The following is a 14899-nucleotide window of genomic DNA, read 5'->3' as shown; positions in this document are numbered from 1 at the left end:
CGTAGGTCTCCTGCAGCGCTTTCGGCGTGCGGTCACCGACCACCGCGGTGTAGTACTCGAGTGCGTCGTCGATGCTGTCGTCGGTACCCGCGCGCAGCAGAACCGGGTTGCAGGGAAACCACATCCCACCCCCGCCCGAGTACGCGGTGGTACCGCCGAACTTGTCGGTGGCCTCGATCAGGATGACGTCGAGACCCTCCCGCGCGGCGGTGTACGCGCCGGTGACCCCGCCCGCGCCGGACCCGGCGACCAGCACATCGGTCGTCTCGTCCCATTCATTCATGCATGGACTTTCCTTCCGTGCGTGCCGAATTCCGCATCCAGGGCCCGCCGGTCGGCGTCGGTCATCCGGCTGTAGAGCGGACGGCCCCGGCCCGCCCAGCGGTACACGGGCTCTTCGGTGTGCCAGCGTTGCGCCTGCAGATCCCGTTTGAGCACCTTGTTGGAGCCGGTGGCGGGCAAGTTGCCCGACAGCCGGATGAACCGTGGGGTTCCCTTGGCTCCCAGATCATGCTGGGCAGCCAGGAACGCCGTGAAGCCGTCGACGTCGAACGTCTCGGGATCGGCGACCTCGACGGCAGCCATCACCTGATCACCCGAGCGGGGGTCGGGTACGCCGTAGACCCCAGCGGTGATCACGTCGGGATGACGCCGGATGACGCGTTCGATGTTGAGTGCGGAGATGTTCTCGCCGTCCACCCGGATCCAGTCACCGCGCCGGCCGGCGAAGTACAGGAACCCGGCATCGTCGACGTACCCGAGATCGCCGGACCAGTACCAGCCGTTCCGGACCCGTTCGGCATCCGCGGCGTCGTTGCGGTAGTAGCCCTCGAAATCCCGCGCGCCGCGCTGGTCGACGATCTCGCCGATGGCCTCGTCGGGGTTGAGTACCTTGCCGTGGACATCGAGAATCGCTGCCGGACAACGGTTCAACGAGTCCGGGTCGACGATGACGACCGCGGGGTGCGCCGGTCGGCCGAGCGCCCCGGCGGGTGCGGCGGGGTCGGGTGCGGCCACTGCGCCGCCCTCGCTGGAACCGTATCCCTCGAAGAGTTCGGCGGCGAACCGGCGGCGGAACTCGTCCTGGTCCTCCGGTGAGGCCTCGGTGCCGAACCCCCGCACCAACGTGTTGTCGGCGTCGTCCGCCCGCTGCGGCGTCGCCAACAGGTAGGCCAGTGCCTTTCCGACGTAGGTGAAGAACGTCGCACCGAAGAACCGGACGTCGGGCAGGAATCCGGCGGCGCTGAACTTCGGTGTCAGGCACACGGTCGCGCCGTTGGCCAGTGCCGGCGCCCACAGCGCCATGATCGCGTTGCCGTGGAACAGGGGCATGCAGCAGTAGTCGACGTCACCGCGGTGGTGGCCGTACTTGTCGGTCGCGGCGTAGCCGATCCGAGCCAGCCGGCCCTGGCTGCACTTCACGGCCTTGGACACGCCGGTGGTGCCCGAAGTGAACAGCAGCAGCAGCAATGACCGCCCGTCGACGCCCGCCGCGACCGAGGGTGGATTCCGGTGCTGTTCGAGGCGTTGCGGGTACCCGGGATCGTCGACGAGCAGGAACCGGGATGGGGCCAGTCCGTGGTCGAGCTCCCGTAGCCGGTCCATGCCGGGTGCGTCGGTGACGATCACCTGGCAGTCCGCGTGCCGGATGTCGGCGGCCAGCTCGCCGGCGCCGCGGGTGGGATTGAGCCCGACGACGGTCGCGCCCGCCAGTGAGGCCGCCCCGAGCCAGAACACGAAGTCGGGGACGTTGTCGAGCAGCACACCGATGTGAAACGGTGCGGCACCGAAGTTCTGCTCGCGCAGCTCGAGAGCCAGGCCGGCACGCGCCGCCGATTCCCAGACCGCCTCGTCCCAGCTCCAGTCGCGATCCCGGGTTCTCAGACCCGGGTGCGGGTCGCCGAGTCGGTCGAGCAGCATCGTGGCCACGTCGTCACGGCGGGCGGACGTCACGGCCGCTTGATGCGGTAGACGGGGTCCGGGCATTCGGTGCCTTCTGTACTGAGTTGTCTTTTGACGACCTTGAAGGTCTCGGTGCGGGGCAGCGTGGTCCCGAGCCGTACGAACGCGGGCCACTGCTTGGGGCCGAGATCGTCCTGCCGGCACAGGAACCGGGTGAACTCGCCGGGATCGAAGTGCACGTCATCGGGCAACACCAGGGCAGCCATCACCTGATCACCCACCGCGGGATCGGGGATCGGGTACACCGCGGCCTCGGTGACGCCGGGGTAGCGCGACAGGATCCGCTCGATCGGCGCGGTGCCGAGGTTCTCGCCGTCGACGCGCATCCAATCGCCCAGCCGCCCCGCGAAGTAGGCGAACCCGCGCGTGTCGCGGTAGGCCAGGTCACCGCTGTGATACACCCCGCCGCGCATCCGTTCGGCCTCGGCGGCGGGATCCTTGTAGTAGCCCCGGAACTGGCCGGGTCCTTCGGTGTTCACCAGCTCACCGATGACCCCGGGTGCACACTCGGCGCCGGTGTCGACGTCGACGATCGTCACCCCGCCGACCAGCGGACCCAGGGCACCGTCAGGGGTGTCGGGGGTGCGGGCGATGGAGACCCCGCCCTCGCTGGACCCGAAGCCGTCGACGACCTGCACCCCGAACCGCCGCGCGAACCCGGTCAGGTCCCGCGGCGCACCCTCGTTGCCGTAGGCCACTTTCAGCGGGTTCTCGGCATCGTCGGGACGCTCGGGGGTGGCCAGGATGTACGACAGCGGTTTGCCGACATAGTTGGCGTACGTCGCGCCGAAGCGCCTGACGTCGGGAATGAATAGCGATGCGGAGAACTTGCGACGCAATGCGATCGACGCCCCCGCAGCCACGGCCGGCGCCCACCCCGCCATGATCGCGTTGGAGTGGAACAGCGGCATCGACAGATAACACGTGTCGGCGGGACCGAGCCCGAACCGCTGCGAGAGCATGGCGCCGGGGAACGCCACCTTCTCGTGGGTACAGCGCACGGCCTTCGGATCGCCACTGGTGCCGGAGGTGAAGATCAACATGAACAGGTCGTCGGGATCGGCGGAACGGAAGTCGACCGGAGTGCCCTCGAACGAACCGAGCTCTTCGGCGAAATCCTGTGATTCGACGTCGACAGCGGTGACGGCGTCGACTGGCTCGTCGGTCAGCACGAGCTGACAGTCGGCGTGGTCGATGTCGCGCTGCAGCGCCGCGCCCCGACGCGTCGGGTTCAGCCCGACCGGCACGATCCCGGACAGCGCGGCGGCCACCAGCACCGTGCAGAAGAACGGGGTGTTGCCCAGCAGCACGCCGACGTGCGGCGGCTGGGCGGGGTCCAGCCGGGTGCGCAGCACGCCGGCCAGCGCGGCGGCATCTCGGATGTGGTTGCGCCAGCTGACAAACGACACCGACGACTCCTCGGCGCCGTCGCCGTCGACCGAGAACACCCCACGATCGTCGACCTCGGCCAGCGGCCCCAACAGATCCGGGACGGTCGGTGCGAGGGAGGTGGCCACCGGACAGAGGCGGATCAGGCCGGTGTGTCGGCCAGTTCGCGACCGATCGCCAGCAGGGCACCGGTCGCGCCGCCCACTGCGAACTCGGACTGCTTGGCGGCCAGGAAGTACCGGTGCACCGGATGGTCGGTGTCGATGCCCACGCCTCCGTGGACGTGGACCGTCGTGTGGGCAACCCGGTGGCCGGCCTCGGCCGCCCAGAACGCCGCGGAGCGGACATCGATGTCGGCGGGCAGGTCCTCGGACAACCGCCACGCCGCCTGGGTCAGCGTCAACCGCAGGCCTTTGATGTCGATGTAGCCGTCGGCCAGGCGCGAGGACACCGCCTGGAAGCTGCCGATCGGCCTGTCGAACTGTTCGCGTTCGCGCGCGTACAGCGCGGTGAGCTCGAGCGCCCAGTCCAGCACGCCCAACTGGAAGGCCGACAGACCCAGCAGCTGACGGGTTTCCAGCCAGCCGACCACCGCCGCGCCGTCGGACCCGACGGCGCGCTGCTCGTCGACCTCGACGTCACGCAGTTCGAGATGCCCGACGCAGCCGTGTCCGGTGGTGCTCAACGACGTGGCGGTGACGCCAGGATCGTCCGCGGCGATCACGAAGACCAGCGTCCCCGAGTCGGTCTCGGCGGGAACCAGGAACGCGTCTGCCACCGGTCCGTAGGGCACCAGGGTGCGGGTGCCGGTTAAGCGGTAGCCGCCCTCGCGGGCCTGAGTACGGACCGGGCCGTCGCCCATCTCGCCGGCCAGCGCCACGGTGAGGATCTTCTGACCGGTGACGGCGGGCACCGCCCACTGCTGCTGCAGCTCGTCGGAACCGAAGGTCGCCAGTGCGCCCGCGGCCACGACGACCGACTCCAGGTACGGCACCGCGGCGAGTTGCCTGCCGAGGGCCTCGAGCACGGCCGCCTGCTCCAGTACGCCGAATCCTCCACCGCCCAACGATTCCGGGGATGCGGCCGACAGCACATCGGCGTCGACGAGCTTGGACCACAGCGCTGTGTCGAAGCGGTGTTCGGCGCCGTCGAGCTCACGCTGATGTTCAGGCGTGCACACCGCCTCGGTGATGGTGCGGACCAGCCCGGAGAGATCCTCTACCGCTTCTGGTTTCGAAAAGTCCATGCGAAATCTCCTAGTGCCGTTAGCGATTGACCCGGGGCAGGCCGAGAGCGACCATGCCGATGATGTCCCGCTGGATCTCGTTGGTGCCGCCGCCGAAGGTGAGGATCAGGCAGGACCGGTGCATACGTTCCACGCGGCCGCGCAACAGCGCGCCGGGCGAATCGGTGCGCAGCGTCGCCGCGGTGCCCAGCACCTCCATCAGCAGCCGATAGGCCTCGGTGGCCAACTCGGTGCCGTACACCTTCGCCGCCGAGGCGTCCGCCGGGGACGGTGCGGCGTCGCTGGACGCGAGCTCCCAGTTGATCAGCTTGAGCACCTCGGCCTTGGCGTGCACGCGGGCCAGGTTGAGCTGGACCCACTGCGAGTCGATGTGGCGCCTGCCGTGGGCGTCCTTGGTGTTCTGTGCCCACTCGCGGACCCCGTCGAGCGCCGAGAAGATCGGCTGGGCCGACACCAGTGCCACCCGTTCGTGATTGAGCTGGTTGGTGACCAGCTTCCAGCCCGCGTTCTCGTCGCCCACCCGGGCCGAGGTCGGAACCCGGACGTCCTGGTAGTAGGTGGCGCTTGTGTCGACACCCGACATCGTGTGTACCGGCGTCCAGGAGAAGCCGTCGGCCGTGGTCGGCACGATCAGCATCGAGATGCCGCGGTGCTTCTTGGCCTCCTGGTTGGTGCGCACCGCCAGCCAGACATAGTCGGCGTAGGCGATCAGGCTGGTCCACATCTTCTGGCCGTTGATGACGTAGTCGTCGCCGTCGCGCACCGCGGTGGTGCGCAGGGCCGCGAGGTCGGTGCCTGCGCCGGGCTCCGAGTAGCCGATGGAGAAGTGCAACTCGCCCTTGGCGATCCTGGGAAGGAAGAACTTCTTCTGTTCGTCGCTGCCGAAGTGCATGATCGTCGGTGCCACGCTGTTGATGGTCAGGAAAGGCACCGGGACGTTGGCGATCGAGGCCTCGTCGTTGAAGATCAGCCCGTCCATCGGTGGGCGGGCCTGCCCGCCGAACTCCTCGGGCCAGGACAGCGTCAGCCAACCGTCCTTGCCCATCTGCGCAACGGTCTCGCGGTAGACGTTGCCGCGCCCCATCTCGCCGTCGTTGGATGCCAGCGCCTCGGCCCGCTCGGGTGTCATGAGCTTCGTGAAGTACGCGCGCAGTTCGCGGCGCAGGTCCTCCTGCTCGGGGGTGTAGCCGATTCGCATCGCGCCGTCCTCACTTCTCTGTCAGTCTTGAAATGCAGTGCCATCCCGGGGCCCGGGCATACCTCATGCCTTCTGCGGTTGTAACACGTTCTAGTCTAGGGGTCTAGGGTGGTGTCACACTACGGGCAGGAGGTTGTCATGCGAGTGGAAGTGGATCGTGACCGTTGCGAGGGCAATGCGGTGTGCGTGGGCATTGCCCCGGACCTGTTCGGCCTCGACGACGAGGACTACGCGGTGGTGAAGGCCGACCCGGTCCCCGCCGGCGAGGAGGCGGTGGCCGAGCAGGCCATCGCCGAGTGTCCCCGCGCCGCCCTGATCCGCCACGACTAGAGGTATTCGTACTTTGACTCATTCAGACTCCCCGAACCAGATCGATCTGTCCGGCAGAACAGCCGTGGTGACCGGTGCCGCCGCCGGGCTGGGCCGTGCCGAGGCCATCGGTCTGGCTCGCGCCGGCGCCGCCGTCGTCGTCAACGACATCGCGGCGGCGTTGGACCAATCCGATGTTCTCGACGAGATCGCGGCAGCGGGCACCAAGGGTGTCGCGGTGGCCGGCGACATCAGCGAGCGCAGCACCGCCGACGAGCTGGTCGAGACGGCCGACGGGCTCGGCGGCCTGAACATCGTCGTCAACAACGCGGGGATCACCCGCGACCGGATCCTGTTCAACATGACCGACGAGGAGTGGGACGCGGTCATCGCGGTCCATCTGCGCGGGCACTTTCTGTTGACCCGCAATGCGGCGACCTACTGGCGGTCGAAAGCCAAAGCCGGCGATGGGCAGGTCTACGGCCGGATCATCAACACCTCCTCGGAGGCCGGGCTCTCGGGGCCGGTCGGCCAGCCCAACTACGGCGCCGCCAAGGCGGGCATCACCGCACTGACGCTGTCGGCTGCCCGGGCGCTCGGCCGTTTCGGGGTGCGCGCCAATGTCATCGCTCCGCGTGCGCGTACCGCGATGACCGCCGGCGTGTTCGGTGACGCCCCCGAACTGCCGGAGGGCGCGGTGGATCCGTTGTCGCCCGACCACGTCGTGAACCTGGTCCGGTTCCTGGCGTCACCGGCCGCCGAAGGGGTCAATGGTCAGCTGTTCATCGTTTATGGTCCGACGGTGACACTCGTGGCCGCGCCCACGGCGGAAGCGCAGTTCAGTGCCTCCAGTGACGCATGGGATCCGGCGGACCTGTCCGACACCTTGCAGAGCTACTTTGCTGGCAGGGACCCGGAGCGCAGCTTCTCGGCCGCGATGGGACTGGGTGATCGAGGCTGACAGTCTCGGTTGTATACGACTGCCGGAACGTCGAGCGCAACCTCAACCACGTCCACCAGCTGCTCACGCCGGTCTACCGCGAGGCGACCGGCGCGCGGTAGACCAGGACATCATCCCGCAGGCGCGGGACCGTCAGCTCGTCAGCCAGGCCAACGTCGTCGGCGTCGGGGTTCTCGACGCCCAGCAGGGGTCAGCGTCGGTGATGGTTTACATGAACCGCACCGTGACCGACAAGGATCGCCAACCGATCTACGACGGCAGTCGGCTGCGTGTCGACTACGAGAAGGTCGACGGCAAGTGGCTGATCAACTACATCACTCCGATTTAGGCGGGGCTCCGGCCAGCGCCTCAAGGAACGACCGTGCCCAGCGGTCGACGTCGTGGGCGAGGACCTGTCGGCGCAGGGCCCGCATCCGGCGCCTGCCCTCTTCGGGGGTTTGGTTGAGTGCCGCCTCGATCGAGTCCTTGATGCCCTGCGGGTGGTGCGGGTTGGTCAGGTAGGCCTGGCGCAACTCGGCCGCGGCGCCGGTGAACTCGCTGAGCACCAGGGCGCCGCCGAGGTCGCTGCGGCACGCGACGTACTCCTTGGCCACCAGGTTCATACCGTCGCGCAACGGGGTGACGAGCATGACGTCGGCGGCGACGAAGAACGCGAGCAGATCCTCGCGCGGGACGGGCCGGTGCAGGTAGTGCAGGACCGGATGGCCCACCTCGCCGTACTCACCGTTGATGTGCCCGACCTGGCGCTCGATGTCCTCGCGCATCACCTTGTAGCTCTCCACCCGCTCACGGCTGGGGGTGGCGAGCTGGACGAGCACCGTGTCCTCGCGGTTGACCCGGCCCTCTTCGAGGAGTTCGGAGAAAGCCTGCAGCCGGACGTCGATGCCCTTGGTGTAATCCAGCCGGTCGACTCCGAGCAGGATCTTGCGCGGGTTGCCCAGTTCGGCGCGGATCTCGCGGGCTCGCTGCCGGATCGCCTTGCTGCGGGCCTTCTGGTCGAGGTCGGTGGAGTCGATCGAGATGGGGAAGGCGCCGACTTTGACGGTCCGGAATCCGACGTGGACCTCGCCGAAGCGGGCACGGATCCCGACGGATGCGCGTGAGGTGTTCGCGCCGGCGAGCCGACGTGCCAGGATCATGAAGTTCTGCGCTCCGCCGGGCAGGTGGAACCCGACCAGGTCGGCGCCGAGCAGGCCGTCGACGATCTCCGAACGCCACGGCATCTGCATGAACAGCTCGACCGGGGGGAACGGGATGTGCAGGAAGAACCCGATGGTCAGATCGGGGCGCAGCATCCGCAGCATCTTCGGGACCAGTTGCAGCTGGTAGTCCTGAATCCACACGGTGGCACCCTGGGCGGCCGTGCGGGCGGTGGCCTCGGCGAAGCGCCGGTTGACCTCGACGTAGCGCTCCCACCACTGCCGGTGGTAGATCGGTTTGACGATCACATCGTGGTAGAGCGGCCACAGCGTGCCGTTGGAGAAGCCCTCGTAGTACTCCGCGACGTCCTCGGCGCTCAGACGCACCGGGACCAGCGTGAGATCGTCCTGAACGATCGGCTCGTCGTCAGATTCACCGGGCCCCTGGGGAACCCCGGGCCAGCCGATCCACGCGCCGCGGCGCCGCCGCAGCAGCGGTTCCAGCGCGGTCACCAGGCCGCCGGGACTCTGTTTCCACTCCGTGGTGCCGTCGGGCAGCTGCACCATGTCGATCGGCAACCTGTTGGCCACCACGACGAAGTCCGCCGAGGCAGTAGGCGGAGCAGAGCCGGAGCGGGCCTCAGGGCCGCTCTCGGGACTCATTACGCGTCGGCAAGCTTCGCAGGTCCGATGCCGAGCATCGACAGGAAGACCCGGCATTCGTCGGCGTCGGTGGCGTATGCGGCGACGACGCGGCGGGCCTGCCGTTCGGTGCTGTCGGCAAGCGGTTCGACGTCGCCGAGCTCGGCGGGATCAGATTTTGCAGGCATGGGTCAACTCTAGCCAACTGTCGGCCCCATACCGACCACTCGGTCACTTGTCCGCACGTCAACCGTAGTGTGCTTGATGTGGCGAACCCTGAACAGGTGACATACGAAACCGTCGACGAGGGCCGCATCGCTCGTATCTGGTTGAACCGGCCCGATGCCCAGAACGCGCAGTCGCGGACGCTGCTGGTGCAGCTGGACGAGGCGTTCGGCCGCGCGGAGGCCGACGACGACGTGCGGGTGGTGATCCTGGCCGCGCGGGGTAAGAACTTCTCGGCCGGCCACGACCTGGGCTCGGAGGAGGCGCTGGCCGAACGGGCACCCGGTCCCGGCCAGCACCCGACCTTCCAGTTCAACGGTGCCACCAGGGCTGCGGTGGCCGAACGCACCTATCTGCAGGAGTGGCACTACTTCTTCGACAACACCCGCAGGTGGCGGGACCTGCGCAAGATCACCATCGCCCAGGTGCAGGGCAACGCGATCTCGGCGGGCCTGATGCTGATCTGGGCCTGCGACCTGATCGTCGCCGCCGACGATGCCAAGTTCAGCGACGTCGTCGGGGTGCGGATGGGGATGCCGGGCGTCGAGTACTACGCCCACCCGTGGGAGTTCGGCCCCCGCAAAGCCAAGGAGCTGCTGCTGACCGGCGATGCCATCGACGCGGAGGAGGCGCATCGGCTGGGGATGGTGTCGAAGGTGTTCCCCCGTGCCGAGTTGGAGGACAAGACCCTCGAGTTCGCCCGCCGTATCGCCGAGCGGCCGACGATGGCGGCGTTGCTGATCAAGGACTCGGTGAACGCGGCCAGCGATGCGATGGGCTTTCCCGAGGCGCTGCGGCACGCCTTCCACATCCATGAGCTCGGGCACGCCCACTGGGCGGCGCACAACGAGAACCGTTATCCGGTCGGGCTCCCGCCCGATGTGCCGGAGTGGCGCACGTTGGGGGCGCCGAAGCTGTCCCGCCGCGATGAACCGTGACGTATAACTAGAACCTGTTCTTGTTAGACAGGCTTCCGGTCGGATGGATCCCCCATGCTGCTCTCGTTGAAGGATCGAACGTTCCTGGTCACCGGTGGTGGCAGCGCGAACACGGCCGGCGCCCGCCGCGTCCTCCGGATGCATCCGGCCTCGCCAGCCGAACCGGTCCTGGCCGCCTGGGGGATCGCCACCGATGGCAAGCCCGTCTTCGTGGCCCTGTCCCCCGGCACCGGGGAGTCGACCGACGCCTGGGCTGATTTCCTGACCGATCTGCGCGACCGCGGCTTGCCGTGTCCGCTGCCGGTCGTCTCCGATGGCGACCGCGGCTTGATCGCCGCGATCGAGCAGATCTTCCCGCAAGCCCCGCGGCAACGATGCCTCATCCACCGGGTACGCACCGTCTTGGCCAAGATCCCTACGGGATGCAAGCAGAGATCCGCGACGGCTACTGGGCCTACTTTGACACCGAGGACCTCAACACCGAACCCGGCTCGCGCCTGGTGGAGTCAGTCGATGCCCGCCTGACCGCGTTCGCCGGCCGTTACGCCGCCGTCTACCGGCGGTGATGAAGATCCTGGCAACCGACCGCGAGGGCCTGACCGCTTATCTGCGGTTTCCGACGAGCATCATCACTGCAGCCGGCATTCGAACTTCATCGAGCGCACCTTCGACGAAAACCCGTCGCCGCGCAAAGGTTATCGGCCGATTTCCCGGTGAGACCAGCTGCAGCAGAATCGTCGGGGCCGTGCTCGACCGTGCATCGCGCGGCCGGCGCGGACTGACCATGGCCCCCGCCGGACTGCGCCAGCTTCAAGACCTCCGCCGCAGCCTGCTGCACCCGCCCCAGCAACTGCGACCCCAGCACACCTCCGAGCCCGCCACACACCACACCGAAGCTGTCCGCGCCACCGCGTAACAGCACCCACCGAAGCGAGAACCTGCGCCCGCCGATCTATACCGCAATTTGGACGCCACCTCGGGGGAATGCCACGGATCAACTCGCCTGTCAGATGTCCAGGTCTCGCTGGAGCAGCTCAACAATGAGATCGGGGTAGCAAAGAAGAGCAGAGACGCGGGCGGCGGCGTTGCAGGGCTCAGTGGCACGCTTTCTGCCCGCTTAATACTGGCCCGAGGAACCGCTCCACGATCTCACGTTCTGTGCCAGGATCGCTTGCCGGCCAGTGCCACAGCGCTAGCACCGCGCGCACGAACCACTGGGCGGCGGCCTCGTCGTGACGATCTGAGCCGATCAGGCTTGCCGCGATGCCCGTGACGATCGGGGAAGTCTCGATCCATCGCCGGGTTTTCGGATCCGATGACCGGATGAGTTGTTGGATAACATGTTCCGTGCGGAGGTGGTGAAGGCCCGTGCTGACGGCGACGACGATCCGCTCATGTCCTGTCAAATCGCGGATTGCGTCGTCTACGGCGGTCACGATGCGCGACGACAGCCTCACGATGACCGCTTCGCAAATCGCGGTTTTCCCACCCGCGTGACGGTAAATCGTCGCCGGCGAACAGTGGACCGACGCGGCGAGTTCGTGGATGGAGAAATCATCGAAGCCTCGGCGTCCGATCAAAATCGCGGCCGCGTCGAGAATCCTTTCGCTTGCTGCGGCCGCTCTGGGCTGTTTGAGCAGCCAGTCGTTGCTTGTCACCTCGAAGACCTTCCGATGCTCGAACTCTGGTCAGCTTGGCACGAGATTCTCTATCTGAAAATCTTTGCAGTCTCACGTGAGGAGATATTAGCACTTCACAGCCTTATCGTGAGAATTTCGGCCGGTCAGCGGCAGACGATATCCTCGCAACTTCTGCCCCACCATTGACGCGGTGGAGCGTCGTTGGTCAGCCTTGATTCCATGACGTACTGCGCAGCGCGGCTAAGCACCAACCCTCCGGCGAGCTTAGCGGGGACGACCGATGAGTAGATTGCGCTCCGATAGCGCGGTGCGGCAGCTGGGGGCACCGGTGGTGGGGGCTATCGGAATGAATATTGCTGCGGCCGTGCGGGTCCGGCGCCGTGGCTATGCGGGATGGACCGGCGCGGTCAACACCGATTACGATCCGCTCGATCCAGCGACCGCGGCGCAGCCTTTCGATGCCTATCGCGCGCTGCACGCCGGAGGGCGAGTGCACTACAACCCCAAGCGTGCGACCTTTATTCTGAGCCGACACGAAGACATCCGAGCAGCCTTACGCGACACCGAGGCCGTCACAAGTAGCCAGGGTGTCACCCGAATGAAGATCTCGGCACCGATCCTGGTGCTCACCGACGGCGATGACCACACCCGGCTGCGCAAACAGGTACAGCCTGGATTCACCAAGGGAGCCATGAGCGACTGGCAGGGGATGGCAGACCAACTCGCCAAAGAGCTCGTCGCCGACGTAGTCGCCAATCCCGGTTGCGACGTGATGGAGCGCCTCGCCGAGCCTTTGCCCATCCGAATGATCGCGCATATCATCGGGATTCCGCCCGAAGATGTCGACAACTTCAGATCATGGTCCGAAGACGGTGTCGGCGTAATCAATGCTGGCGTCACCTCAGTCGGGCTGCGGCACGGGTTCAGGGGAGTTCGGGCGATCGCGGCACTGCGCCGGTACTTCAAGGATCAGTTGGCCTCGGGCAAACTCAAAGGGTCGGATACCGTCCTGGGGAGGCTCGTCGATAACAACGAGGACGGCAAGCTCTCCGACGACGAGCTGTTTTTTATCGCGATGCTACTGTTGTTCGCTGGGAACGAAACCACCACCAACCTCATCGGCGGAATGTTCGACACACTCGCCCACTCCCCCGATCAGTTCGCCATGATCCGAGACGATTCTGACCTGATCCCTAGCGCCGTTGAGGAACAGTTGCGGTACTCGACACCTATCCAAAACCTGTACCGCTACACTCGCGCCGATTACAGAGTCGGTGAGGTCACTATACCCAGCGGGTCTCGGCTCTTGCTGGCATTCGGCGCGGCCAACCGCGATCCTGATGTCTTCGAGGACCCCGACGCCTACCGGGCTGACCGAAACCCCCGAAACCACATCGCCTTCGGTTACGGCGCTCACATGTGCATCGGAGCAACCCTCACTCGCATGGAGGGCCAGGCCGTGCTTCGCGAACTCACCTCCCAAGCCTCGGCCATCACAGCGGCCGGTTCGGTCACTTGGTCAACCAACAGCTCACTTCGCGGACCCACCCACCTGCCGATTCGACTGACACCTGCCTGATGTCTCTGCCGGATGGAAAATCGGGACGATCTCGCTAACGGTGTTTCCGGCGTTTTCATGACTAGGTTTCGGCTGCCGAGAATCGGGGTCGCCGATGGTGATCGGGGACGCCTTGAGCGCTGGCTTCCACCGCATCATCCATCGTGCCCTGCCAACGCCGGTGGGGTCCAGCGATCTGGTGACGAGGTAGAGGCACTTGAGCGCGCGGCCTGCTCGGAGGATGGGACCAGTGTGAGCTGATTTTGCCAGGGTGATGGGACCGGACCACCGGCGCGTTGCGTCGGTGGTCTTTTCCATTTGTTCGTTTGATCGCCGTGACGGTCCAAGTCGCGGAGGCGGCGGGCATGGCTTTTCGGGAGGTCAGTGTGAACGAGATCAGGGAAGTGGGGTTGACCCCTGGAGGTGGACATCTGATCGCGGGACTGCTGGTCCTGCGGGGAGGATGTTCCCGTGTCGGGAAACCGCAAGAAGTACACCCCGGAGTATCGCGAGCAGGCCGTGCGTCTGGTCGTCGATACCGGACGCCCGATCGCGCACGTCGCCGCGGAGATCGGCGTTGGAGAACAATTGCTCGGCCGGTGGGTCGCGGCGGCCAAAGCGCGTTTGGCAGCCGATAATCCTGAGGTGCTCAATGACGATGAACGCGCAGAGCTGCAACGTCTGCGCAAGGAGAATGCCGAATTACGTTTGGACAGGGCTTTTTTGAAAAAAGGTGTGCCACGAGCACAGGAGGTGGCAATGAGGTAGGTCGTGTCGCTGAACGTGGTGCTGTGCGAATGATGAAGGTTGTGGCCCTTCGGAGTCGCCCGTTCGGGGGAGGCTTCAAATCACCTCATGCTGCGTTGGTTGGAGACCGTCGTGGTGAGCGATGAGGAAAAGGCGTCAGTTGAGGCGTCAGATGGGGATCAGGAAGACGAATGCAAGTGAATCGCTGCTGACGTGTCGTTATTGAAACAAGGGACATCGAAACCGGGGCGTCTTTTTGGTTCTGGGATGAGTCTGGCGGGTGTCCGAGCTTCTGGCCAGGCGGTGTCCGGCATGGAGGCGACGTGAGCCTGATCTGCGGCGTTCGCACGGAACGTGGGAAGGCACGCCCCGATACTGCTGCCCGGTGGTGGCGAGAGGGAGCGCGTCAAGCAGCAGAAACTGTGAGGCGCTGAGTACCGATGCGGGGTCTGCCGGCGGACCGGCTCGTAGTAGCGAGGAAGCGCCTGTAATGGGCGTGGAGCAAAGGGGCCGGACCATTCGGGTTGGTGAAGCAGTCAACCGGCGTGGGTCGGGAGGAGCTGGATGAGTCAATCAAGGTCGTCGGGCAAGCCATACGACATTTCGAAATGGGCTGTGCATGAGGCGTATTGCAGGGTGAAGGTGAATAAGGGTGCGGCTGGGGTCGATCAGGTGTCGATCGAGGAGTTCGAGGCCGACCTGATAAACAACCTTTACAAGGTGTGGAATCGGATGTCGTCGGGGACGTACTTTCCGCCGCCCGTGCGGGCGGTGGAGATCCCGAAGGCAAGCGGCGGGGTCCGCACTCTCGGAGTTGTTGACCGGCGTTCAACATGAGCATGATGGCGGCGTTGTCGGTGAGGATGATTGGCGCGGTTTGGTGTTCACGCTGACGCCGTGATGCGCGCGGTGACGGTGTTGGGTCGAAGAGCTCTCCGGTTTCAC

16 protein-coding genes and 2 pseudogenes are annotated in these 14899 nt (G+C 66.2%); 9 read left to right on the top strand and 9 right to left on the bottom strand.

Features of this window, described 5'->3' with window-relative positions; genetic code table 11:
- The 5 genes from WA944_RS05635 to WA944_RS05615 form a co-directional block, all read right to left on the bottom strand.
- A partial coding sequence (locus WA944_RS05635; RefSeq protein ID WP_526646522.1) for an FAD-dependent oxidoreductase occupies window positions 1–283 on the bottom strand: 283 nt, incomplete at its 3' end.
- Window positions 280–1953, bottom strand: a complete 1674-nt coding sequence (casI, locus tag WA944_RS05630; protein WP_526646520.1) for a steroid-22-oyl-CoA synthetase — start codon at window positions 1951–1953, stop codon at window positions 280–282. The genes WA944_RS05635 and casI, both read right to left, overlap by 4 nt.
- Window positions 1950–3479 carry a long-chain-fatty-acid--CoA ligase FadD17 gene (gene fadD17 / locus WA944_RS05625; protein ID WP_526372710.1) on the bottom strand — a complete coding sequence of 510 codons (1530 nt, stop codon included), beginning with the start codon at window positions 3477–3479 and terminating at the stop codon, window positions 1950–1952. Before fadD17 ends, casI begins: the two co-directional genes overlap by 4 nt.
- Window positions 3480–3493: 14 nt before the next feature.
- The gene (locus WA944_RS05620; RefSeq protein ID WP_526372711.1) at window positions 3494–4597 is read right to left on the bottom strand and encodes an acyl-CoA dehydrogenase family protein; all 1104 of its coding nucleotides are present in this window, start codon (window positions 4595–4597) and stop codon (window positions 3494–3496) included.
- 19 nt (window positions 4598–4616) lie between these two features.
- Complete coding sequence (locus WA944_RS05615; protein ID WP_526372712.1) at window positions 4617–5795, bottom strand: acyl-CoA dehydrogenase family protein; 1179 nt, start codon at window positions 5793–5795, stop codon at window positions 4617–4619.
- Window positions 5796–5933: 138 nt separating this feature from the next.
- Between WA944_RS05615 and WA944_RS05610 the strand changes: the two genes are divergently transcribed.
- The 3 genes and pseudogenes from WA944_RS05610 to WA944_RS05600 form a co-directional block, all read left to right on the top strand.
- The gene (locus WA944_RS05610) at window positions 5934–6125 is read left to right on the top strand and encodes a ferredoxin (protein ID WP_526609434.1); all 192 of its coding nucleotides are present in this window, start codon (window positions 5934–5936) and stop codon (window positions 6123–6125) included.
- 13 nt (window positions 6126–6138) lie between these two features.
- Window positions 6139–7065, top strand: a complete 927-nt coding sequence (locus WA944_RS05605; RefSeq protein ID WP_526609432.1) for a 3-oxoacyl-ACP reductase — start codon at window positions 6139–6141, stop codon at window positions 7063–7065.
- A 14-nt stretch (window positions 7066–7079) separates the two neighbouring features.
- Window positions 7080–7393 (top strand): annotated as a pseudogene (locus WA944_RS05600) (mammalian cell entry protein); the annotation flags it as partial.
- Here the strand turns inward: WA944_RS05600 and WA944_RS05595 are convergent.
- Together WA944_RS05595 and WA944_RS05590 are read right to left on the bottom strand one after the other, a co-directional pair.
- Entirely contained in the window at window positions 7380–8867 is a 1488-nt protein-coding gene (locus WA944_RS05595; protein WP_526609430.1) for an alpha,alpha-trehalose-phosphate synthase (UDP-forming), read from the bottom strand. The pseudogene WA944_RS05600 and the gene WA944_RS05595 overlap by 14 nt on opposite strands.
- Entirely contained in the window at window positions 8867–9034 is a 168-nt protein-coding gene (locus WA944_RS05590; protein WP_526609428.1) for a hypothetical protein, read from the bottom strand. The genes WA944_RS05595 and WA944_RS05590 overlap by 1 nt, the downstream gene beginning before the upstream one ends.
- Before the next feature lie 78 nt (window positions 9035–9112).
- On the opposite strand from WA944_RS05590, the gene WA944_RS05585 reads away from it, so the two are divergent.
- From WA944_RS05585 to WA944_RS05575, 3 genes are read left to right on the top strand one after another with little or no spacing between them, the layout of a single operon-like run.
- Window positions 9113–10009 carry an enoyl-CoA hydratase/isomerase family protein gene (locus WA944_RS05585; RefSeq protein WP_526609426.1) on the top strand — a complete coding sequence of 299 codons (897 nt, stop codon included), beginning with the start codon at window positions 9113–9115 and terminating at the stop codon, window positions 10007–10009.
- A gap of 54 nt (window positions 10010–10063) precedes the next feature.
- Entirely contained in the window at window positions 10064–10534 is a 471-nt protein-coding gene (locus tag WA944_RS05580) for a transposase (protein ID WP_526609424.1), read from the top strand.
- 40 nt (window positions 10535–10574) lie between these two features.
- A complete protein-coding gene (locus tag WA944_RS05575) occupies window positions 10575–10925 on the top strand; it encodes a hypothetical protein (RefSeq protein ID WP_526609444.1) in 351 nt (116 codons plus the stop codon).
- Window positions 10926–11103: 178 nt separating this feature from the next.
- Here WA944_RS05575 and WA944_RS05570 read toward each other — a convergent pair whose 3' ends face one another.
- Window positions 11104–11667, bottom strand: coding sequence for a TetR/AcrR family transcriptional regulator (locus WA944_RS05570; RefSeq protein WP_526609422.1), 564 nt, complete (start codon window positions 11665–11667; stop codon window positions 11104–11106).
- A gap of 262 nt (window positions 11668–11929) precedes the next feature.
- Between WA944_RS05570 and WA944_RS05565 the strand changes: the two genes are divergently transcribed.
- Window positions 11930–13228, top strand: a complete 1299-nt coding sequence (locus WA944_RS05565) for a cytochrome P450 (RefSeq protein ID WP_526609421.1) — start codon at window positions 11930–11932, stop codon at window positions 13226–13228.
- Window positions 13229–13289: 61 nt separating this feature from the next.
- On the opposite strand, the pseudogene WA944_RS05560 reads toward WA944_RS05565, so the two are convergent.
- Window positions 13290–13432, bottom strand: a pseudogene (locus WA944_RS05560) (IS256 family transposase); the annotation flags it as partial.
- A 246-nt stretch (window positions 13433–13678) separates the two neighbouring features.
- On the opposite strand from WA944_RS05560, the gene WA944_RS05555 reads away from it, so the two are divergent.
- Together WA944_RS05555 and WA944_RS05550 are read left to right on the top strand one after the other, a co-directional pair.
- Window positions 13679–13975: a transposase gene (locus tag WA944_RS05555; RefSeq protein ID WP_526646518.1), complete on the top strand. Its 297-nt coding sequence runs from the start codon at window positions 13679–13681 to the stop codon at window positions 13973–13975.
- 615 nt (window positions 13976–14590) lie between these two features.
- Window positions 14591–14791 (top strand): hypothetical protein, encoded by a 201-nt coding sequence (locus WA944_RS05550; protein ID WP_526646516.1) that lies wholly within the window; start codon window positions 14591–14593, stop codon window positions 14789–14791.
- Window positions 14792–14899 lie beyond the last annotated feature (108 nt).

Origin of the sequence: Mycobacterium sp., from assembly GCF_049683355.1 — a bacterium.
GTDB lineage: Bacteria > Actinomycetota > Actinomycetes > Mycobacteriales > Mycobacteriaceae > Mycobacterium.
Note: the sequence above shows the minus strand (reverse complement) of the source record. Positions and strands in the feature narration are given on the sequence as shown.

Excerpts from the sequence above, each read along its gene's own strand:
- WA944_RS05575 (WP_526609444.1), top strand. The coding sequence starts at position 10,575 with ATGAAGATCCTGGCAACCGACCGCGAGGGCCTGACCGCTTATCTGCGG.
- WA944_RS05610 (WP_526609434.1), top strand. The coding sequence starts at position 5,934 with ATGCGAGTGGAAGTGGATCGTGACCGTTGCGAGGGCAATGCGGTGTGC.
- WA944_RS05615 (WP_526372712.1), bottom strand. The coding sequence starts at position 5,795 with ATGCGAATCGGCTACACCCCCGAGCAGGAGGACCTGCGCCGCGAACTG.
- WA944_RS05590 (WP_526609428.1), bottom strand. The coding sequence starts at position 9,034 with ATGCCTGCAAAATCTGATCCCGCCGAGCTCGGCGACGTCGAACCGCTT.
- WA944_RS05580 (WP_526609424.1), top strand. The coding sequence starts at position 10,064 with ATGCTGCTCTCGTTGAAGGATCGAACGTTCCTGGTCACCGGTGGTGGC.
- WA944_RS05565 (WP_526609421.1), top strand. The coding sequence starts at position 11,930 with ATGAGTAGATTGCGCTCCGATAGCGCGGTGCGGCAGCTGGGGGCACCG.
- WA944_RS05595 (WP_526609430.1), bottom strand. The coding sequence starts at position 8,867 with ATGAGTCCCGAGAGCGGCCCTGAGGCCCGCTCCGGCTCTGCTCCGCCT.
- WA944_RS05620 (WP_526372711.1), bottom strand. The coding sequence starts at position 4,597 with ATGGACTTTTCGAAACCAGAAGCGGTAGAGGATCTCTCCGGGCTGGTC.